Source organism: Trinickia sp., assembly GCF_051953955.1.
GTDB lineage: Bacteria > Pseudomonadota > Gammaproteobacteria > Burkholderiales > Burkholderiaceae > Trinickia.
This window is the reverse complement of sequence record NZ_JBQCIF010000086.1, coordinates 106,129-125,662: the sequence shown is the minus strand read 5'-3', so window position 1 is coordinate 125,662 and position 19,534 is coordinate 106,129. Positions and strand designations below refer to the sequence as shown.

The window sequence follows — 19,534 nt, the reverse complement described above, 5'->3', positions numbered from 1 at the left end:
ACGCCGCCTGTCCAGGCTCGCATTGCATGCGATTATCTCTGGTCAACGGCATTTCCGAAAAAAACTGAAGCGTTTCCTGCTCGCCGCTGTGTTCGCCGTCACCGCTACTCGCTATGTGACTTCCTTGCACCGCGTTGCCCTGCGTACTCTCGATTAATGGGATTAAGGAACCCCCGCACTGACGGTGTCAATGTCATGGTCAAGAACTGACACGCCAAAAGAAAAAGGCCCCTGGAAGGAGCCTTATTCAAACTACTAATCGGACCTCTTGGTTATCGCCACGCTTGAGTGACGACCCCTTGTGGGGCGGGAATAGCGCACGGCTTTCGCCGTTCCGTTCATACGCTACCAGTTGTGATAGTAGAGGGCTTTCGCGCCGCTTGCAAGCTGCAGACTCAATCCCCCATTGCCCCCGCGTTCTTCACCGCGCATTCGCTCGTCACTTTCTCGCCGTCGTCGAACTTGAACGTCATCGGAATCGACGTGCCGACTTTGAGCGCATGCTTCGGCTTTTCGAGCATCAGGTGATAACCGCCCGGCGCGAATTTCAGCATGCCGTTGGCCGGCACCGCGGCCTTATCGACCATGATCATCGACGACGTGCTGCCGTTGCTTTGCGTCTGGTGGAGCATCGCCATGCCGAATGCGCTCGTTTGCACGCCGACGAGATTCACCGGCTTGTCGCTCATGTTCATCACGCTGAAGTAGCCGCCGGACGGCAGATCACCGGGCAGCGCGCGGATCCAGCAATCCGACACCATGACCGATGCGGGTGCGGCCAGCGCGGGCGCCGCGCACAGGCACAGCGTGAGCGGGAGGAGCGTCGTTTTGATCGAGAGCTTCATGGATTCTCCAGTTCGATAGGGGACGATGGTTCTTTTACTCAAAATTCAAGGTGCAGCGGGCTCGGCACCGCGGCCGAACACCATGCGGTCAACCAACCAGACCGCGATGAGCGTCGTGCCCATCAACGGAAACACGATGCCGAGGGCGACGAGCGCGCCTGTCCATCCGCGCATCGGCGCAGCGGCGCGTTCGCGCGCGGGCGCACCGAGCGTGCCTCGCGGCCGGCGCATCCACCACATCACGCAGCCGGTGACGGCAAGCAGCGCGATGCCGAGCGAAAGCACCGTGCAGACGATCTGATTCGCCAAACCGAAATAGCGGCCCATGTGCAGCGACGTGCCGTAAGAGATCGCCTTGCCTACGGCGCCGTAATCTCGGTAGCGGATGTCTTTCAGCACCGTGCCGCTGTATGGGTCGATGTACACGGTACGCTCGAGTGTCGGGTCGTCCGGGAAGTACGAGACGGTATACACGCCTTCGCGCGACGCCGGCAACGCGACATCATAACCATCGACGAGTCCGTCCGCCCGCATTCGGGCGACGACCTGCGCAAGCGAAAGCGAATGCGAATGCTCGCCGGAAGAACGCGCATTGGGCGAGTGCGGCACGCGCACGGCACCGACCGCCCAGGGCACGCGAGGCAATGGCATGTCGTCCATCGTCATGCCCGGCATCGAGTCCATGTCGGACGAGGCGGCTTTGACTGCTTTGGCCGACGCATCCGTTTCATCGGCGGCGTTGGCGCGCCCGGGCACGCCGGAGTGCAGGTGCAACCCGCCCCATGCACCCACCGGTGCACCGAGCTTCGCACGGGTCGCGAGCGCCTTGAATTGCTTGCCCCATGAGCCTGTCCACGGCAGCCCCGTCGCCACGAATGCGAAGGCGCCGAGCGCGATCCAGATGCCGAGCGTCGCATGGATGCTTTTCCATAGCGGCCGTCCTTTGCGGCGCAAATCGGGCACGAGCGCCGCCCGCGCGGGCGCCGCCCCGCGCGGCCACCACAACGCCACGCCGGTGCCGATCATCACGAGCGTCCAGCACGCGACGAGCTCCATCAGCAACTCGCCCGGCTTGCCGAGCAGCAGCTTGCGATGAATCATTCTATCGATCTGCATGAAGCGGCGATCGACATCGAGTGTGCCGAGCACGGCGCCGTCGTACGGGTTCAGATACACGCTCTCCGTGCGCCCGTTCGGCAGCCGGAAGATGAACTCGGCGCTGCGATCGGCACGCGCCTCGATGCGCGCGGTCGTGGCCACCGCGCCCGGCGGCATCGCCGCGCGAGCGCCGGCGAGCAGCGCATCTTCGTCCAGGCGCGGCGATGCCTGCGGCGTGACGACGAGCCGGTGCCGATACAGCAGCGGCTCCAATTGAGGCTGGAAGCAGTAAATCGTGCCCGTGATCGCCAGCACGACGAGAAACGGCATCACGAATAGGCCGGCATAGAAATGCCAGCGCCAGAGCGTGCGATAGCCGCGGCTGGAACCGGCGTTCGGCGGCGCCGCGCGTTCGCCCGTCGCGGGTGCTCGGGTAGCGGCGGTGGTCGTAGACATCGGCATGCCTCCTTTACATACGCAGCCGGCCTTCGACATAGAAGGTGCGGCCCGGATACGGGTGATAGACGAAGTAGCGCGCGTCGAAGAGGTTATCGACGCCGACGCCGATCTCGCTGAGTTTGGTCGGCCGGAACGTGAGCTTCGCGTCGGCCACCGTATAGGTGCTGGTGCCGCCGAACACGTTGGGGTTCGTATCGGTGTTGGTCAGCGTGTTGTATTGGCGTCCGGAGTAGCGGGCCGCCATCGTCACCGCATAGCGTTCGCCGACGTGATAGGTGGCCGCGAGATCGGCGCGCCATAGCGGAATGCGGTAGAAGTACTTGCCGACGGTCGCGGGATTCTGGGCGTTGGCGAGAATCTTCGATTGCGTATAGGCGACGCTGCCGAGCAGATCGAGCCCGCGCACGAATACGTCCTCTCCCTGATAGCTGAGTTCGACGCCGCGCGAACGCACCTTGCCGATGTTCTGAAAGCTCGTCACGTTCGGAATGACCGTGGTATCCGTCTGGCTGAAGATCGTGTTCTTCACGTCGTCCTGGAACAGCGACAGCCGATAGAGCGCTGTGCCGTGCGCCCATTCGGCGGTCAGCTCTTTCGAAAGATCGTCCTCGGGCTGCAGGTTCGGATTGTTGTTGACGATCGACGAGCCGTTGATCTGGCCTTGGAAGAGCTCGCTGACGGTCGGAAAGCGATATGCTCGCCCGATCGATGCGCGCAGTGTCACTTCATCGGTCACGTCGAAGGAGAGCGACGCCTTCGGCGAAAAGTGATGCTGCCCCGCATTCGGGTAAGGCAGGGTGGCGGCACCGACGGCCTGCCGGCCGTCGTAGGCTTGCCAATCTTCGTAGCGCAGGCCATACACGAATTTCCAGCGCGGCAAGAATCGCCATGCATCTTGCGCGTAGACGGCTTGCGTTTGCGTGCGGCCCTTGAATGCGTTCGCGAAGCCGCCGGCCGCGCCGTCGATCCATGCGGCGGTGTTGTAGGTTTCGTTGTCGAGGAAGTAGTTGTCGTAGTGGTAGCCGAACGTGAGGGCATGATCGACGAGCCCCGCATTCGATGAAGACGGCGTCCACGTCCCCTTCAGATCGAGCGTCTTCCAGCCCGTCCCGTCGCCGAAGGTGGCAACGCCCGGGCCGTTTCCGGGGTTCCCGGAATGGGCGGTGCGCGCGACGTCGTTCGTGACGTCGTAATACGATGCGATCGCCTCGCCGTTCCAGCCCGTTGCGTTGTGAGTCTTCAGCGATAGCCCATATAACCAGTTCTCGCTCCAGCCGATGCTAGGCGCGAGCGCGGAGGAGGGGATGCTGTACTCGTTGCCGCCGATGTTGACGAGCCCGCTATAGACTGGCCTGCCGTTCGCGTCGACGAGAAACGTCGATGTCTGGCTGTTGTACGTGCGGTGCCAGTAACCGAGCGTGAACGCGCCTTGCACCGTCGGCGTGAAGTCGTACTGCATCTTCAGCTTCAGTTGGTCTTGAACGGCGTGTTCGATCCCTTCGCCGTTTACGCCGATGACCGCCGTGGAAGCGTTGGTTTGGTTGTTGTAGAAATAGGCCCCGTTGACGGGGACATCGCCGGGCTTGGCCGGCGTGCTCGATTTTGCGAGCGTGGCGAATTGCAGCGGCTGGCTCGCGTTCTCGAAGTGGTTGGCGCCGATGAAGAACGAGAGTTTGCCGATACGATTGCCGATCGTCGCGCTTTCCTGGCTGCCGTTGAAGCTGCGGTTGACGCCGAACAGATCGAAGTGTTGCGTGAACGCTTTGACGTCGGCGTCGGCTTCGAACTTCGTCGGCATGCGCGTGGAGATCAATACCGTCGCGCCGAGCGAATTGCCAGGATAGAGTGCGGAGAACGGTCCGTAGATCACGTCGATCCGGCGAATCTCGTCCGGGAACACCATCGACCAGCGCGGCGGAAAGCTATAGCTGCTGCCGAGCAGATTCGACAGCAGCAGGCCATCCGCATAGACGAGCCCGCGCGCACTTTGCGTGTTGCTCGTGCCGCGCACCGCGATGATCGAGTTGAGGTCGCCGATGAAGCGCTTGCGCACCGCAAGGTTCGGCATGTATTTCAATGTGTCTTCGGTGTTGACGACGTTCCAGTGCTCGAATTGCTTGCGCGTGACGGTTTCGGTCGAAGCCGGCAGGTTCGGGTCGATGGCAGGGCCGGCGCTCGCACCACCGCCGTTCGCACTGACGGTGATCATGGGCAAGACGACGTTGCTCGGTGGTGCGCCTACGGCCGCTTGCGGCGCTTGCGATGAGCGCGTATCGGCGCTCGTGTTGGGGTGGGCGTCGGGGGCCGCCCATGAGGCAGGCGCGGCGAGCGAGAACGGCACGAGCGCGAGCGTGGTGAGGCGCGCGTGGCGGCGTGCGCGAGCGGACGGCCTTCGCGATGCGAAGTGCAACATGCGGTATTCCTGACATCGTTGAACGAACGGCGATGCGCGCCCTCGATGGGCACGCGCAATCGGCTACGGAAAACGTGGGATCAGGAAAACGCGGGTGGGGCTCTTGGCCGGCCGGACGGGAAGGCGCCGAGCGGCGTGAAGCGGACGCTCAGGGCAGGGACGGCGACCGAGACGAGCAGCATGACGAGCACGAGCGGCACCGGCGGCACCGTCGGCATCGCGACGTGATCGGCGAGCAGATCGCAATAGCCGCAGGCGGCGAGCGGATCGGCATGCGTGGCATGCGCGGAATCGGTTCGAGGCTGAACCGCCGAGCAGAGGGCGGCGAAAGCCGCATCGTCTCGATGCGCCGCGACGACCAACTGGCTGACGATCGGCGCGAGCACGATGAGCCACATGGCGACGAGGCCAAGCCATGCGGTCAGGTGTTTGCGGGATCGGGGCGCCATGGGCGTGCTGCGAATTGACTTGGGCCGAAGTCTATCATCGGAGGCGAGGGCTGCGCGAGTGGGCGCTGTTCATCGCTGGTATCCCCCGTGGCGCGCGCTAGTGCGTGACCGACAAGAACAAATATGCGGCAAACAGCGAAAGATGGACGGCGCCTTGCAGCACGGTGGTTCGCCCCGAGCTGAGCGTGAGGCTGCTGATGAACAGCGTGAGCGCCAGCAGTACCGTTTCCATTCCACCGATGCCGAGATCGAGCCGGCGGCCTGTCCAGATGAACACAGCGGCGACGGTGGGAATCGTGAGTCCGATGCTTGCGAGCGCGGAGCCGAGCGCGAGGTTCATGCTCGTTTGCAGGCGGTTCGCCCGTGCGGCGCCGACCGCGGCGAGGCCCTCGGGCAGCAGCACGAGCGCCGCGATGACGATGCCGACAGTGGCCGGCGGCGCACCGACGCTATGCACGCCACGCTCGACGGCAGGCGAGAGCAGCTTGGCAAGCAGGACCACGGCGACGAGGCTCGCGAGCAGAAAAGCGAGGCTCGTCACGGTGATGCGCCCGCTCGGGCGCGGCGCGGCATGGGCGGTGTCGTCGGAGGCTTCGGAGGATAGAAAGTAGTTGCGATGGCGCACGGTCTGCACGAATACGAAGACGCCATACAGCACGAGCGAGGAGACGCCCGCGAATGCGAGTTGCGAGGTGGACAGTCGCGGCCCCGGCACGGCGCTCAGGTAATTGGGCATCACGAGCGAGAGCACCGAGAGCGCGGCGAGCACCGCAAGGGCTTTGCTCGCGCCGCGCCCTTGAAAGTCCTGCTCGCCGTGGTGCCAGCCGCCCACGAGCAGGCATAGGCCGACGATTCCGTTGCAGACGAGCATGATCGCGGCAAAGACGGTATCGCGCGCGAGCCCGGCCTTTTCCGGGCCGGCCGAGAGCATGACGGATACGATCAGCGCGACTTCGATGATCGTGACGGCAACCGCGAGCACGAGCGTTCCGAGGGGTTCGCCGACGCGATGGGCGACCACTTCGGCATGATGGACGGCAGCGAATACGCTGCCCGCGAGCGCGGCGGCCACGAAGGCGATGGCGAGGCCTTCGGCGGGAAAGAGGCGGGACAGCGCGAGAATCAGCCACGCGGCCAGCGGAGCCCAAAGGGTCCAGTGCGGGAGCGCATGCGATGCGGGTGAGGTCGACATGGGGACGGTTCTCGATCGTAGTCGGCGCAAGCTGGATATTATCAGCCGGCCCGAGATCGTCGCGCGCAGCCTACCCGATCGCAATCGGTGCGGCGCAGAGAGCGTGAAGTCCGAAAAGCGAAAAGCCGCCCGAGGGCGACTTTCAACGCGGTACCGCAGTACAAGGGGGCGTCATTGGCTTGGGGACGTTGGTGAGCCGTCCCCGGTGCGATGAGTTCACCGCCCGCCCGATAGGCGCGGCGGGTTCGGCGCGTTACTCGGCGATGGCGGCACGCATCCGGCGGCGTTCGGCCATGACCGTCGCGCGCTGCAGGCGCGGGCTCGCGCCGCGGATGAACAGGATGGCGCAGGTGGCAACCATAGCCCAGATGGAAAGAATTACCGCCAACATGCCCATGCCAATCTCCTGAAGGTCGAGGATCGCGACCGAGTCTGTCTGGCCCTTGGGCCGACCAACGAGTCCATGGGTGACAGTATGGGGTGAAAACGCCGATTTCAATTAGGCGAAATGAAGGGAAATTGCGCGCCAATCCAGGCAACGGGAAGCGTCCCAAGATCTGATGAATGCCGGTCTTTTCGTCATTGGCGTGGCGCGCGAGGCAAGCCCAGCGTCACGGCAAATCCGCCGCGTGCCGGAAACGAGAACGCGATCCGGCCGCCATGCGCTTTCATGACTTCTTGCACGATGGCGAGGCCGAGGCCGGAGCCCGTGCGGCGCGCCGCGCTGTCCTGGCCCAATTGCTCGAAGGGACGCAGCGCCGCTTCCCAGTGTTCGCGCGCAATGCCGGGGCCGTTGTCGGTCACCGTCAGGCTCACGAGTGGGCCCGACGCGACGATCGATACGACGATGTCGTCGGCTTTTCCGTGCAGCAGCGCATTGTGCAGCACGTTCGACAGCGCTTCTTGCAGGCTGATCGGGTCGCCGTCGATATAGGCATCGGGTGAATCGGTCTCCAACGAGACGCTGACGTCGCGCTCGTCGGCGAGCGGGATCGTGCGGCCGAGCACTTCCTTGGCGAGGCCGACCAAGTCGACCGGCTGCAGCGGCACGGCTTCCGTGCGGTGAATCACCATCGCGTGATTGAGCAACTGCCCCGTCAGCCGGCCGACGTCCGAGCAGGTCGCGCGCAGCGCTTCGAGACGGGCGGCGTAGCGTGCCGGATCGGGCTCGCTGCTCAGCAGCTCGATCTGCGCATCGAGCCGCGCAATCGGCGTGCGCATCTGATGGGCCGCATCGGCGATGAAGCGCTGCATGGCCGTCATCCGTTCCGCGAGGCGGCCGATGAGCCCGTTGATCGCACCGATGATCGCGTTGATTTCGCTCGGCGTATCGGCGGCCACGGGCCGCAGGTCGGCCGGATCGCGCGCGGCGATGATCGTCTCGATTCGCGCCAGCGGACGCAAGCCGCGCCGAATCGCGAGCCCGCTTGCCCCGATCGCGAGGATGCTCATCAGCAAAATGAGCGTCCATACCTTCAGGCTCATGTCGTTCGTCAATTGCTGCCGCGCATGCGTCGTTTGCGCGACGGTGACGACGGCCCATCCGGGCGTGTGCTCTTCGGGAAGATAGCGAGCCAAGGTAGCCGTGCGAATCGGCTGGCCCTGGTAGACGCCGTTCGCGAATTGCGGGCCGGTTCGCGCAGCGACGCTGTTCGCCGGGCTCGGGAGATCGCCATAGCCGGCCACCACGACGCCGCGCGAATCGACGACGCGGTAATAGACGAGGTCATAGCGCGAGAGCGTGGAGAGCGCCGCCACCGGCAGATTGAGCGCGAGCACGCCGCCCTGCACGTAGAGGTCTTCGGCAACCTGAATCGTTGCGCCGGCCAAAAGCTGATCGTAGGCGCGCTCCGATGCGACGCCGGCGTAGTATCGCGCGGTGACGGCGAGGGCGGCGGCGCCCGATGCCACGATCAGCGCGATGAACAGCAGCGTGCGGCCGAACAGCGTCCGCGGAAACCAGTGCAGCGAATCGAACTGGTCAGAGCGTTGCAATCTGATACCCCATGCCGCGTGCCGTTCGTATCTCAACGGAGCTGCCCTGCAGCTTCTTGCGAACCCGCGTGACGTACTGCTCGACGGCGTTGGTCGTCGGCTCGTTGCCGAAGCTGAACAGTTGATTGAGCAGTTCTTCTTTCGAGAAGATGCGCTGCGGCCGGCTCGCCAGAATCTCGAGCAGCGCGAATTCCTGACGCGACAGCGAGAGCGGCTTGCCGTCGAGCTCGGCCAGGCGGCTCGTGCGATCGATCGCGAGGCCGCCCACTTGAACGAGGTTGCTCGCATGGCCCGTGTTGCGGCGCAAAAGGGTTTGGACGCGTGCTTCCAGTTCGCGGTAGTCGAACGGCTTGACGAGGTAGTCGTCGGCGCCGAGCCCGAGACCGCTCACGCGATCGTCGATCGCGGAGCGTGCCGTGACTAGCAGCACGGGCGTGACGCTGCCCGCGGCGCGTAGATTGCGCAAGATGGCGAAACCGTCCATCGAGGGCAGCATGACGTCGAGCACGACGAGATCGAAGCGCTCGACGCGCAATAGCGTGTTGGCCGTTGCGCCGTCGGTTTCGCGGTCCACCGCATGGCCGAGCCGCGTCAAGCGGGCGTGGATCGCCGCGCCGATTTCCGCGTCGTCCTCTACCACCAAGATGCGCATGATGCCTTTCCTGCCGATGTATTCAAGTGTTCGCACGCCATGCGTTGAGGCGTTCCTGCGTTCGATTACGGGTTTTCCCGGGGAGCCGATGTCAGCATTTTCTCAGACTCGGTCGCTAACCTTGGCAAGCATAAAGCGGCAAGAGCCGCGTTGATACAGGAGGAGACGAGACGATGCTGCACGGGGAGCGCAAACGGCGCCATGGCATGACGCCTTCGCTCAAACGCCGCGCGCTGACGGCGGCCGGCCTGTGCGCCGTGTTGTCGCCGGCCTGGGTGCGATCGAAGCCGCGCACCGTGCGGATCTCGAAGGGTTACGGCCTGCTCTATCTGCCGCTGCTCGTGATGGAAAAGCAGCGGCTGTTCGAGCGCCATGCGTCGCGGCACGGCCTTGGCGATGTCAGTGTCGATTGGGTGCTGCTCGACGGCGGCAATTCGGTCGACGACGCGATGATGGCCGGGTCGCTCGACTTCGCGGCGGCCGGTGCGCCCGGGTTCATCGAACTGTGGGCGCGCTCGCGCGGCATTCCGAACGTCGAGGTGATCGGCATCAGCGGCTTGTCCGCAACGTCGCTGTCGCTCAACACCAATCGTCCCGAGATCAAGTCGCTCGCCGATTTCACGCCGTCCGACCGAATTGCGGTGCCGGGCATCCGCACGTCGCTATCGGCCGTGGTGCTGCAGATGGTGGCCGGCAAGCTGCTCGGCGCGCAGCATTTCGCGCGGCTGGACTCGATCACCGTCAACCTGCCGCATCCCCAGGCGATGCAGGCGCTGATTCGCCGGGAGAACGGCGTGACGGCGCATTTCGGATCGCCGCCGTTCTCGATCCTCGAATTGCGCCAGCGAGGCATCCATCGCGTCGTCGATACCGTCGACGTGCTGGGGCCATTGACGCTCGACGTCGTGTTCGCGCCGAAGCGGCTCGTCGATGCGGAGCCTGCGCTCGCACGCGCCTTCCTAGGGGCGCTCGACGAAGCCAACCGCTTCATCGCGCAAGACCCGCGGGAGGCGGCGTCGGTCTATGTGGCCGCCTCCGCTTTCGACATCGGCTTGTCGCGCGACGGCGTGATGCAGATGCTCGCCGCGCCGCAGACACGTTTCTCCATATTGCCCGACCAACTGATGGATTTCGTCGATTTCCTCTACCGCGTCGGCACGATCAAGGCAAAACCAAGCACCTGGAACGAGATGTTCGTGCCCGAACTCAGCGGATTTCGCGCTTCCTAGACCGACGGCTGCGCGCCGCGAGCCGAGCGCATCGCAGTCGTACCGATATCGCGGCAAGCAACCGACGGCAATCTTAGTCAACAATGAGGAGTCCTAATTGAACCCCGACCAAACCCCAGAGCATCACTCGGCGCCCGAGCGCGCCGTCATGTCGAAGATGGCGCGCCGCCTGCTCCCGATTCTTGTCGTCATGTTCCTGATCGCATTCATCGATCGGCAGAACGTCGGATTCGCGAAGCTGCAGATGGTTCATAGCTTGCACATGACCGAGGCCGCCTACGGCCTTGCGTCTTCGTTGTTCTTCATCGGCTATTTGTTGTTCGAAGTGCCGAGCACGCTGGCGCTGCATCGATTCGGCGCACGCGTGTGGCTTGCCCGCATCATGCTGACGTGGGGGGCGATCACGGTCCTGATGGGCTTCACGACTTCGATGCAAGTGTTTTGCGGCCTGCGCTTTGCACTCGGCGTGGCCGAGGCGGGCTTCTATCCGGGCGTCATCTATTATTTGACGCTCTGGTTCCCGCAAAGCTATCGCGCGCGTGTGCTGGGCATCTTCACGCTAGGTAGCGCGCTTGCGAACATGCTCGGCTCGCTCGTGGGCGGATGGCTGCTGAGCCTGAACGGCGTTGGGGGCCTCGCCGGTTGGCAATGGGTATTCATTGCGACGGGGTTGCCCGCCGTGCTGGTCGCGGTGGTCGTCTTCAAGGTGCTGCCGGCCTCCTATCGCGACGCGCGCTTCCTGAGCGAACGGGAAAAGCAGATCGTGGGCGCCGCACTCGAGCGCGAGAAACCCGAGCATGCCGAGCATGCGCAACCGTGGCGGGCCCTGCTCGATCCGCGCGTGATGCTGTTCGCCGCGACCTACATGATGATGTCGACGTCGTTGTACGGCGTGACCTATTGGTTGCCGACGCTCGTCAAATCGTTCGGTGTGTCGAGCAGCACGAACGGCATGTTGAGCATGCTGCCCTGGGCGCTTTCGGTGCTGCTGCTGATCTACCTGCCGGCAAGGCTGCGTCGCGCGAAAAGCATCTTGCGCGCCATCGCGATCGTCGCGGCCTGCGGAGTGGTGGGTTTTCTGTTGAGCCTCCTGCTGCCGTCCACGCCCCTGCGTTTCGTCGCGCTCGTGCTCGGCGGCGCATGCATTCCTCTGCTTTATCCCTGCTTCTGGTCGATGCCGCCGCGCTACTTCACGGGGGCGCGGGCGGCCGCCAGCGTGGCCGCCATCAATTCGATCGGCAATCTGGGCGGCTTCTTCGGCCAGAACCTGATGCCGCTGGCCGGCAAGATGACGGGAACGGCATTCGGCCCGATGATCGTGCCGATCGTTTGCCTGACGGTGCTCGGCTTGGGCGCCAGCGTCGCGTGGCTCCGGTCGGAACGCGCCGTCGCGGCCGTCCCGGTATGATATGTACATCGACCTAATGACGTAGAAAAAATATATTGGACGTCTTACCGATAATCTTTCAGTATTCGGACGTTTAACGATGCAGACCCTGCGGCGGCGGGAGCGAAGCCTGCCGCCCAACGGTTGCCGCCCGGGCCGGCCGTGTCGATCTCGCCGGCCGGGCGCAATTTCAAAGTCGACGACCGCAATACCTGAGGATTCAGATGCCCCATTACCGCTCACGCACTTCGACGCACGGCCGCAACATGGCCGGCGCTCGCGCCTTGTGGCGCGCGACCGGCATGAAGGACGACGATTTCGGCAAGCCGATCATCGCCGTCGTGAACTCGTTCACGCAGTTCGTGCCGGGCCACGTCCACCTGAAAGATCTCGGTGCGCTCGTCGCGAAGGAAATCGAAGCGGCCGGCGGTGTGGCCAAGGAATTCAATACGATCGCCGTCGACGACGGCATTGCGATGGGCCACGGCGGCATGCTCTACTCGCTGCCGTCGCGCGAACTGATCGCGGATTCCGTCGAGTACATGGTCAATGCCCATTGCGCCGACGCGATGGTGTGCATCTCCAACTGCGACAAGATCACCCCGGGCATGCTGATGGCCGCGATGCGCCTGAACATTCCCGTCGTGTTCGTATCGGGCGGCCCGATGGAAGCGGGCAAGGTGAAGTCGCCGGCGGACGGTCAAGTGATCGCCAAGATCGACCTCATCGATGCGATGATCAAGGCCGCCGATCCTAAGGTCAGCGACGCCGAAGTGGCCGAAGTCGAACGCAGCGCCTGCCCGACGTGCGGTTCGTGCTCGGGCATGTTCACCGCGAACTCGATGAATTGCCTGACCGAGGCGATCGGCCTCGCATTGCCGGGCAACGGCACCATCGTCGCGACGCATGCGTGGCGCAAGGGCTTGTTCGAGCAGGCCGGGCGTCTCATCGTCGATCTGTGCCGCCGCTACTATCAAGAAGAGGACGCTTCGGTGCTGCCGCGCAACATTGCCACGAAGCGCGCGTTCGAGAATGCGATGGCGCTCGACGTCGCGATGGGCGGATCGACGAACACCGTGCTGCATTTGCTGGCAGCCGCGCAGGAAGCGGGTGCCGATTTCACGATGGCCGACATCGATCGCATCTCGCGCAAGGTGCCGTGCTTGTGCAAGGTGGCCCCCGCCACGGATAAATTCCATATCGAAGACGTCCACCGTGCCGGCGGCATCATGGGCATCCTTGGCGAGCTCGCGCGCGCGGAGTTGCTCGACCTGTCGTGCGGCAACGTGCATAGCGGCACGCTCGGCAATGCGCTGGCGCAGTGGGACGTCATGGGCGGCGCGGGTGAGGACGCGAAAAAGCTCTACCGTGCGGCGCCCGGCGGGATTCCCACCACGGTTGCCTTCAGTCAAGAGGCGACATATGCCGAGCTCGATAGCGACCGCGCGAAGGGCTGCATCCGCGATAAAGCGCACGCCTATTCGAAGGACGGCGGCCTCGCGGTGCTCTACGGTAATTTGGCCGAGAACGGTTGCATCGTGAAGACGGCGGGTGTCGACGAATCGCAATGGGTGTTCTCCGGCCGTGCGCGCGTGTTCGAAAGCCAGGATGCCGCCGTCGATGCGATCCTGGGCGACCAGGTCGTGGCGGGCGACGTCGTCGTCATTCGCTACGAAGGGCCGAAGGGCGGCCCCGGGATGCAGGAAATGCTGTATCCCACGTCTTATCTGAAGTCGAAGGGCCTCGGCAAGACTTGCGCGTTGTTCACGGACGGCCGCTTCTCGGGCGGCTCCTCGGGACTCGTGATCGGGCATGCTTCTCCGGAAGCGGCGGAGGGCGGCACGATCGGGCTCGTGGAAGAGGGCGATGTCATCGAGATCGACATTCCGCAACGCAAGATGCATTTGGTCGTGCCCGACGAAGCATTGGCGCATCGGCGCGCGGCCATGGAAGCGCGTGGCGATCAGGCTTGGCAGCCCGAGAATCGCGAGCGTGTGGTGTCGCAGGCGTTGCAGGCTTATGCCGCGTTGGCGACGTCGGCCGATCGCGGCGCCGTGCGCGATATTTCGCAGCTGAAGCGGAAGTAAGCGCGCGCCGATCGATCGTTAGCCTTTCCTTTGCTCTCAGACAGACCGCCGCCGGCAACGGCCGGCGGTCTTGTTACCTCTGTTGTTCAATCGCGGTCATCCTCCTTTCCTTTGCTTCGAAGACGTTCATCCCGACCACATAAGCGTAAAGGCTGGCTGGCATGAATCCAATGGCAACGTCTTTATAAATAAATCGATCCATTGTCTTAGTCTTCGTAGTTACCAGAATGGAGGGGACTCCTTGCTCGTCTTCGCTGCGCAAGTCGTTTTGCTTCGCAAAGTAGACACAGTTGTCGAGTTCGCTGGTTTTTTGAAGCGGCTTATCGCTCCATTTAACTTCGATGCACCATCCGGGTTTGGTTTTCTCATCCGCGCGATAGACGATGTCGATCTCGCCGGATTGCCCGCCATTGTTCCATCTGGCGTAATATAGCCGGTCTATCGTATTGCTATGGAGCCACTGACTGTAGATCGCTGTTTCAGTAAGATGGCCCATGGCTTCGCTGTCTTTTGCAAGCTGGCCGAACAGCGCTGCACGCATCGATGGGTTGGTCAGATAAACCTTGAACGTCGTGATCCTTTGAAACCGCTTGGCGGTGTGATCGACGCGCTCCATCCGACGAATCAAGAAGGCTGCCTCGAGATATTCGAGATATTTCTTGATCGTATTTTTTGCTACCCCGGAATTCTTGGTCAGCGACTCTAGGCTGACCTCGTTCCCGGTATTGTACGCGAGCGTGGTGAATAGCCGATTCAGATCCTGGATATCGCTGATCCCATATAGGCTGGGCAGGTCGCGCAGCAGCACCTTGTCAATGATGTCGCTTCTGATGTAGCGGCCGGTATCTCGCTGAATCTCTTCGGAGAGCGCTGCTTCCGGATACCCTCCAAAATTCAGATAGTCGCAAAAACTCGAATTCAGCGATTCGATGTCATGCGTCCTATAAATTTTCTGCCCGTGATCGCTCGGCTGAATTTCGATCAAGTTGTCCTTGCCGACGAATGCGAGATATTCCGCAAACAACAGCGGAGGTAGAACGAAATCGGTAAAACGGCCGGCTCCGGACTCTTGGCTTTTCAGCCGCAACGCAGCCGCGGCGGAGCCGGTGGCGACGAACTTGTATTTGGGATAGGAATCGACCAGAGACTTTAAATGAATCTCCCAGTGAGGAAGGTATTGCACTTCATCAAAGAAAACGTAGACGTCAGCGTTCTTTCCATGTCCTTTCAATTTTCGGAACAGGTTGAGCAACTTTTCGAGATGCAGACCTGTGTAGAGAGGGGTCTCGAGCGACACGTAAAGTATCGAATCGGGAGGGACGCCCGCTTGAAGCAGGCGATGGATTGCCTGAAACACCATCACCGTTTTCCCGACGCGCCGCGGACCCATGAGCACTACCGCGCGCCGGATATCTCGCTTGTTGAGTAGCTCAAAAAACGGATCGAAGTAGAAGCGTTTCGGCATGGAGACGAAGATTTCGTCGACGCTGCCGCCGTCCCACCATTCGTTGTCGAACGCCATCCGTTCGACGACTTCGTTTTCTGAGATTGTCAGCATAACCCACTAAGATCAAACGTTTGATCTTAGTATAGGGTGGTTTTCAGTCGCCGTGCAAGCCGGTGATACAAGCCTTTGCTCGCGGTGGTGCCGTTCGCATGCTCCGAGGCGGCATCGGAGGGCGCTTGCACCGTTGTGCCGGTGCCAGTGCGCACTGCGTCACCGCAGGGAAATGGATCGATGGATGTCGGCTTGGTCGATCTTTAAATCGACGTAGGAAGGGGAGGCCGCCGCATCTCGAATTGGCGGCGAGCGACGCAAGCGCTATCGGTTGGGCCGGGGTAGCTCGGACCGATGCGCTCTCAGCGAGGTAGGGCGACGAATGTGACGTTAGAGAATGCGATTCAACGCGCCGGCAAATCTGGCGACTGCGCCTTCGATATCATGCAGTTTTTCGAGGCCGAACAAGCCGATGCGGAAGGTTTTGAAATCCTCGGGTTCGTCGCACTGCAAGGGCACGCCGGGCGCGATCTGCAAGCCGGCATCGGCGAACTTTTTGCCGGAGCGGATGCCGTCATCGTCCGTGTAGCTGACCACGACGCCGGGCGCTTGATAACCTTCAGCCGCCACACTCTTGAAACCCTTCTCGACCAACAGCGAACGAATGCGCCTGCCGAGTTCGAGCTGCTCCGCTCGCACCTTGTCGAAGCCGTATGCCTCGGTTTCCTTGATCACATCGCGCAGCGTCGCGAGACTGTCCGTCGGCATCGTGGCGTGGTAAGCGAAGCCGCCGTTCTCATAGGCTTCCATGATCTGCAGCCATTTGCGAAGGTCGCAGGCGAAGCTCGTGCTGGTCGTCGCGTCGATTCGTTCTCGCGCAACCGGGCCGAGCATGACAAGCGCGCAGCACGGCGGTGCGCTCCACCCCTTCTGCGGCGCGCTGATCAGGATGTCGACGCCGGATGCCTGCATGTCGACCCAAACAGTGCCGGAGGCGATGCAATCGAGCACGAACAAGCCGCCGACGGCATGCACGGCATCCGCGACCGCGCGCAAATAGGCGTCGGGCAGCATCATCCCCGATGCGGTTTCGACATGCGGCGCGAAGACCAAATCCGGTTTGTTTTGTTTGATTGCAGCGACGACTTCTTCAATCGGAGCCGGCGCGTAGGCGACCTGCCTTCCCTGCTCGACAGGGCGTGCCTTCAGCACGATCGACTCGGACGGAATGCCGCCCATGTCGAATATCTGCGACCAGCGAAAGCTGAACCACCCGTTGCGTATGACGAGACACTTCTTGTTCGTCGCGAACTGTCGGGCGACGGCCTCCATGCCGAAAGTCCCGCTGCCAGGAACGATTACGGCCGACTTCGCGTGGTAGACGTTTTTCAGGGCGCCGGAAATGTCGCGCATAACGCCCTGAAACAAGTGCGACATATGATTGATCGAGCGGTCGGTGTAGACCACCGAGTATTCGAGAAGCCCGTCGCGATCGACATGGGGAAGTAGACCTGGCACGCTCGCCTCCGGTAAAGAATGAACGATCAGCGCAGTATGCGTCAGTCGATACCGCTGCCGGTAGTGCAAAAATGCATTCTACTTCCATCAAAGCAGCGGCTAACGAAAGCCGAGATCCGCAAACGTGGTTGTCTTTGCCCCGCAGGCTCGCACCAGCGCCAGATCGTGGCTTGAAAAAAAGACGGCTGCGCCGGTGGCCAATGTCTTGAACAGGTCGATGAGCACAGCGCGGGCGGGGGCGTCGAGCCCATTGCCCGGCTCGTCTGCGATGACGACGGTGGGCTTTCCGACGGTGGTGGCCGTCAGAAATAGCTTTTTGCGCGTGCCGAGCGACATCTGCTCGAAGCGCTTGTCCATATGCGGTGCAAGTCCGAATCGATCCGCGAGATCGAGCGTGCGGTCATCGACGATCGTCTTCTTGGCGGAGGCCACGAATTCGAGAAATGCACGGCCGGTCTGGAACGGATACGCCATGCAATCATCGGGCACGTAAGCCAAGGACGATTTCGCCTCGAGCGGCGCCGTGCGCAGCGAATGGCCGTCGAGCCATACTTCGCCTTCATCGGCCTCGACGGAGCCAGCGAGAATGCCGAGCAGTGTGGATTTGCCGCTGCCGTTTTCGTCGCAGAGCGCTACGCAGCCGGCGCCCGACGCATAGTTGAGGCCTTGGAAGATGATGCGTGAGTCGTAGCGTTTGCCGAGATTTTCGAACCGGAGCATGGATGTGGTCAATAAACGAAGAATCGCCAGGCGGCTGCGACCCAGGCCACAGCCAAGATGATGCCGAGCAGCGGAGATTGCCGGGACGCATAGCGTTGCGGCAGATACAGCATGGCGAGCAGCGGGGTACCCGAGAGCAAGAGCGCTACGGCTGACCCTATCGACAACACGCCGTGGGCCACGAGCGTTAGCGGCGCGATAGCGGCAAACGGCAGCGCTAGCGCAGCAACGGTCAGGCAGTCAGCCCGTGCCTTCGCAGCGGCGGCAACAGGCAGCGATCGGACGAAGTGGGCGGCGCTCGAATGTGCGGCTTTCAAGTCGCGATAGGTCGTCGCTGCGATCAGCGCTATTGCCGCTTGCGAAATCAGCGTCAGCGGAACGGCGCGTGTATCGAAGCTCCAGAGTGTGAGCAGCAGGCAAGCACAGACCGTAACCGCGCCCATGACGAGGCACCGCGCAAGCGTTGCGGTGGCGCGATCAAGGAGTATGCCGAGTTGTAGTCTGGCGAATGGCGACAGCGGACTCCTGCAACTGATGCGGATAGAGTTTTTGACGCAACGTGAGAAGGCGGATTGACCGTGCCACCGTGAACTCGGTTTGGGTGATGCGGTATGGGCGATCGCCAAACCGGCGAGTAACAATGACGCAATCAGCAAGACCGGACGTATCACGCCCTCTATCTGCATGCCGCCGGCGAGGAAGGCATTGGCAATGCTCAACGCGATCGCGTTGAGCGGGGTGCGCGACAGCGCAGTCAATTGCCATCCCAGCGCGATCGCGAAGAGCGCGAGAACGAATAAATAATTGATCGCTTTGTGCGGTAGAAAGGCTAGAGCGATTGCCGCAGCGACCATAGGCAGCAGCAGCGGCGTGCTGGCGACGAGAACGACGACGGTGTCGACGAACCGGCGGCGACTGTTTGGAACAGGCAGAGACTCGAGGAAGCTGACGAACGGGCCACCGACGATGGCAGTGCGCTGGGCCAAGATCCACAGCACGCCCACGGCTTCGAGCAGATGCACCCAGGCGAACCGCCATTCGACACTATGCGAAGGTGCCAGAGCTTCGAGCACTGGGGCGCCGAGAATGTGCGTCTGCGCCAATACGGGCATCGCGGGGAGCAGAAGTGTGAGCGATAAAAGAAGCGCCTGCCAATGCCTGCGCAGCATGCGAGACGTCGCGAGCGCGTACCACCTCAGTCGGCAAGACAGCATGGTAAGGATTAATGTCGGATAATGTGCGCCGAGCATATCACGACGATCTTCCAATATAGCGGTGCAGATTAGCGTTCTTCGTTTTTCGCGGCGGCCATATTGCTTCCAACTGTGTGCGGCCGCAACGCTCACCGTATAACCGAGGGCATGTGCCGTGGACCAACAGACCATTGAAACCTACTCGGCAAGCGCGGATCGCTTTGCGGCTGAGTGGCGCGATCAACCGCCTCCGACCGACATGTACGCGTTGCTGCAGCGCTATTTCGCGCCTGGGGGCGAAACTGCGGACATTGGTTGCGGCGCTGGCCGCGATGTCGCGTGGCTCAACGAGCATGGTTTTCCTGCAGTGGGTTACGACGCTGCTGCAGGCCTGCTCGCTCAAGCCACGACTGATTATCCGTCGCTCCATTTCCGGCGCGCGGAGCTTCCGTCGCTAGACGCCATTCCAAGCGGCTCCTACGACAACCTGCTGTGCGAAACGGTTGTCATGCACTTGCCGCCCGAGGAGGTCACGCAAGCGTGCGCCCGGCTGTTCGAAATTCTTAGACCGAAGGGCACGCTGTATTTGAGCTGGCGAGTCACAGAATCGGACTCTGCGCGAGATGCATCAGGACGGCTCTACGCCGCGTTCGACGCAGCCCGGGTCAGGGATGGCCTTCGCGATGCGGAATTTTTGCTCGATGTCGAAGCCGTCAACTCGTCTTCGGGGAAAAAGGTGCATCGGCTGATTGCCCGTCGGCGGTGAGAACTTTTGCTTACTTCTAGCTTCGGCCATACC

General features: G+C 62.5%; 16 protein-coding genes. 4 read left to right on the top strand and 12 right to left on the bottom strand.

Translation table 11 applies throughout. The annotated features are described in order from the left end of the window. Window positions 1-395: 395 nt before the first annotated feature. The 8 genes from ACTHNZ_RS17015 to ACTHNZ_RS16980 form a co-directional block, all read right to left on the bottom strand. Complete coding sequence (locus ACTHNZ_RS17015) at window positions 396-845, bottom strand: copper chaperone PCu(A)C (RefSeq protein ID WP_440543708.1); 450 nt, start codon at window positions 843-845, stop codon at window positions 396-398. Window positions 846-890: 45 nt separating this feature from the next. After that, window positions 891-2,399 (bottom strand): PepSY-associated TM helix domain-containing protein, encoded by a 1,509-nt coding sequence (locus tag ACTHNZ_RS17010; protein WP_440543707.1) that lies wholly within the window; start codon window positions 2,397-2,399, stop codon window positions 891-893. A 13-nt stretch (window positions 2,400-2,412) separates the two neighbouring features. Beyond that, the gene (locus ACTHNZ_RS17005; protein ID WP_440543706.1) at window positions 2,413-4,815 is read right to left on the bottom strand and encodes a TonB-dependent receptor; all 2,403 of its coding nucleotides are present in this window, start codon (window positions 4,813-4,815) and stop codon (window positions 2,413-2,415) included. Window positions 4,816-4,895: 80 nt separating this feature from the next. After that, on the bottom strand, window positions 4,896-5,264 hold the full coding sequence (locus ACTHNZ_RS17000) for a DUF2946 domain-containing protein (protein WP_440543705.1): 369 nt from the start codon (window positions 5,262-5,264) through the stop codon (window positions 4,896-4,898). Window positions 5,265-5,361: 97 nt separating this feature from the next. Beyond that, window positions 5,362-6,456, bottom strand: a complete 1,095-nt coding sequence (locus ACTHNZ_RS16995) for a calcium:proton antiporter (RefSeq protein WP_440543704.1) — start codon at window positions 6,454-6,456, stop codon at window positions 5,362-5,364. A gap of 253 nt (window positions 6,457-6,709) precedes the next feature. Then, window positions 6,710-6,955, bottom strand: a complete 246-nt coding sequence (locus ACTHNZ_RS16990; RefSeq protein WP_440543703.1) for a hypothetical protein — start codon at window positions 6,953-6,955, stop codon at window positions 6,710-6,712. Between the two features lie 80 nt (window positions 6,956-7,035). Next, entirely contained in the window at window positions 7,036-8,451 is a 1,416-nt protein-coding gene (locus ACTHNZ_RS16985; RefSeq protein ID WP_440543702.1) for a sensor histidine kinase, read from the bottom strand. Beyond that, window positions 8,438-9,103 carry a response regulator transcription factor gene (locus tag ACTHNZ_RS16980; protein ID WP_440543701.1) on the bottom strand — a complete coding sequence of 222 codons (666 nt, stop codon included), beginning with the start codon at window positions 9,101-9,103 and terminating at the stop codon, window positions 8,438-8,440. Before ACTHNZ_RS16980 ends, ACTHNZ_RS16985 begins: the two co-directional genes overlap by 14 nt. A 206-nt stretch (window positions 9,104-9,309) precedes the next feature. On the opposite strand from ACTHNZ_RS16980, the gene ACTHNZ_RS16975 reads away from it, so the two are divergent. The 3 genes from ACTHNZ_RS16975 (at window position 9,310) to ilvD (ending at window position 13,806) form a co-directional block, all read left to right on the top strand. Then, a complete protein-coding gene (locus ACTHNZ_RS16975; protein WP_440543700.1) occupies window positions 9,310-10,332 on the top strand; it encodes an ABC transporter substrate-binding protein in 1,023 nt (340 codons plus the stop codon). Window positions 10,333-10,480: 148 nt separating this feature from the next. Then, the gene (locus tag ACTHNZ_RS16970; RefSeq protein WP_440543719.1) at window positions 10,481-11,740 is read left to right on the top strand and encodes an MFS transporter; all 1,260 of its coding nucleotides are present in this window, start codon (window positions 10,481-10,483) and stop codon (window positions 11,738-11,740) included. Between the two features lie 203 nt (window positions 11,741-11,943). Further along, window positions 11,944-13,806 (top strand): dihydroxy-acid dehydratase, encoded by a 1,863-nt coding sequence (gene ilvD / locus ACTHNZ_RS16965; protein WP_440543699.1) that lies wholly within the window; start codon window positions 11,944-11,946, stop codon window positions 13,804-13,806. Window positions 13,807-13,879: 73 nt separating this feature from the next. On the opposite strand, the gene ACTHNZ_RS16960 is transcribed toward ilvD, so the two are convergent. The 4 genes from ACTHNZ_RS16960 to ACTHNZ_RS16945 form a co-directional block, all read right to left on the bottom strand. After that, window positions 13,880-15,364 (bottom strand): ATP-binding protein, encoded by a 1,485-nt coding sequence (locus tag ACTHNZ_RS16960; RefSeq protein WP_440543698.1) that lies wholly within the window; start codon window positions 15,362-15,364, stop codon window positions 13,880-13,882. 330 nt (window positions 15,365-15,694) lie between these two features. After that, window positions 15,695-16,822, bottom strand: a complete 1,128-nt coding sequence (locus ACTHNZ_RS16955; RefSeq protein ID WP_440543697.1) for an aminotransferase class V-fold PLP-dependent enzyme — start codon at window positions 16,820-16,822, stop codon at window positions 15,695-15,697. 99 nt (window positions 16,823-16,921) lie between these two features. Next, window positions 16,922-17,542, bottom strand: coding sequence for an ABC transporter ATP-binding protein (locus tag ACTHNZ_RS16950; protein ID WP_440543695.1), 621 nt, complete (start codon window positions 17,540-17,542; stop codon window positions 16,922-16,924). Window positions 17,543-17,550: 8 nt separating this feature from the next. Further along, window positions 17,551-18,888, bottom strand: a complete 1,338-nt coding sequence (locus ACTHNZ_RS16945) for a hypothetical protein (protein WP_440543694.1) — start codon at window positions 18,886-18,888, stop codon at window positions 17,551-17,553. 22 nt (window positions 18,889-18,910) lie between these two features. Between ACTHNZ_RS16945 and ACTHNZ_RS16940 the strand changes: the two genes are divergently transcribed. Continuing rightward, window positions 18,911-19,501, top strand: coding sequence for a class I SAM-dependent methyltransferase (locus ACTHNZ_RS16940; protein WP_440543693.1), 591 nt, complete (start codon window positions 18,911-18,913; stop codon window positions 19,499-19,501). Window positions 19,502-19,534: the final 33 nt, after the last annotated feature.

Bases quoted from the DNA above. Each gene is read 5' to 3' on its own strand.
- ACTHNZ_RS16975 (WP_440543700.1), top strand. From the start codon at position 9,310: ATGACGCCTTCGCTCAAACGCCGCGCGCTGACGGCGGCCGGCCTGTGC.
- ACTHNZ_RS16950 (WP_440543695.1), bottom strand. From the start codon at position 17,542: ATGCTCCGGTTCGAAAATCTCGGCAAACGCTACGACTCACGCATCATC.
- ACTHNZ_RS16960 (WP_440543698.1), bottom strand. From the start codon at position 15,364: ATGCTGACAATCTCAGAAAACGAAGTCGTCGAACGGATGGCGTTCGAC.
- ACTHNZ_RS17005 (WP_440543706.1), bottom strand. From the start codon at position 4,815: ATGTTGCACTTCGCATCGCGAAGGCCGTCCGCTCGCGCACGCCGCCAC.
- ACTHNZ_RS17010 (WP_440543707.1), bottom strand. From the start codon at position 2,399: ATGTCTACGACCACCGCCGCTACCCGAGCACCCGCGACGGGCGAACGC.
- ACTHNZ_RS16995 (WP_440543704.1), bottom strand. From the start codon at position 6,456: ATGTCGACCTCACCCGCATCGCATGCGCTCCCGCACTGGACCCTTTGG.
- ACTHNZ_RS16970 (WP_440543719.1), top strand. From the start codon at position 10,481: ATGTCGAAGATGGCGCGCCGCCTGCTCCCGATTCTTGTCGTCATGTTC.
- ACTHNZ_RS16980 (WP_440543701.1), bottom strand. From the start codon at position 9,103: ATGCGCATCTTGGTGGTAGAGGACGACGCGGAAATCGGCGCGGCGATC.
- ilvD (WP_440543699.1), top strand. From the start codon at position 11,944: ATGCCCCATTACCGCTCACGCACTTCGACGCACGGCCGCAACATGGCC.
- ACTHNZ_RS17015 (WP_440543708.1), bottom strand. From the start codon at position 845: ATGAAGCTCTCGATCAAAACGACGCTCCTCCCGCTCACGCTGTGCCTG.
- ACTHNZ_RS17000 (WP_440543705.1), bottom strand. From the start codon at position 5,264: ATGGCGCCCCGATCCCGCAAACACCTGACCGCATGGCTTGGCCTCGTC.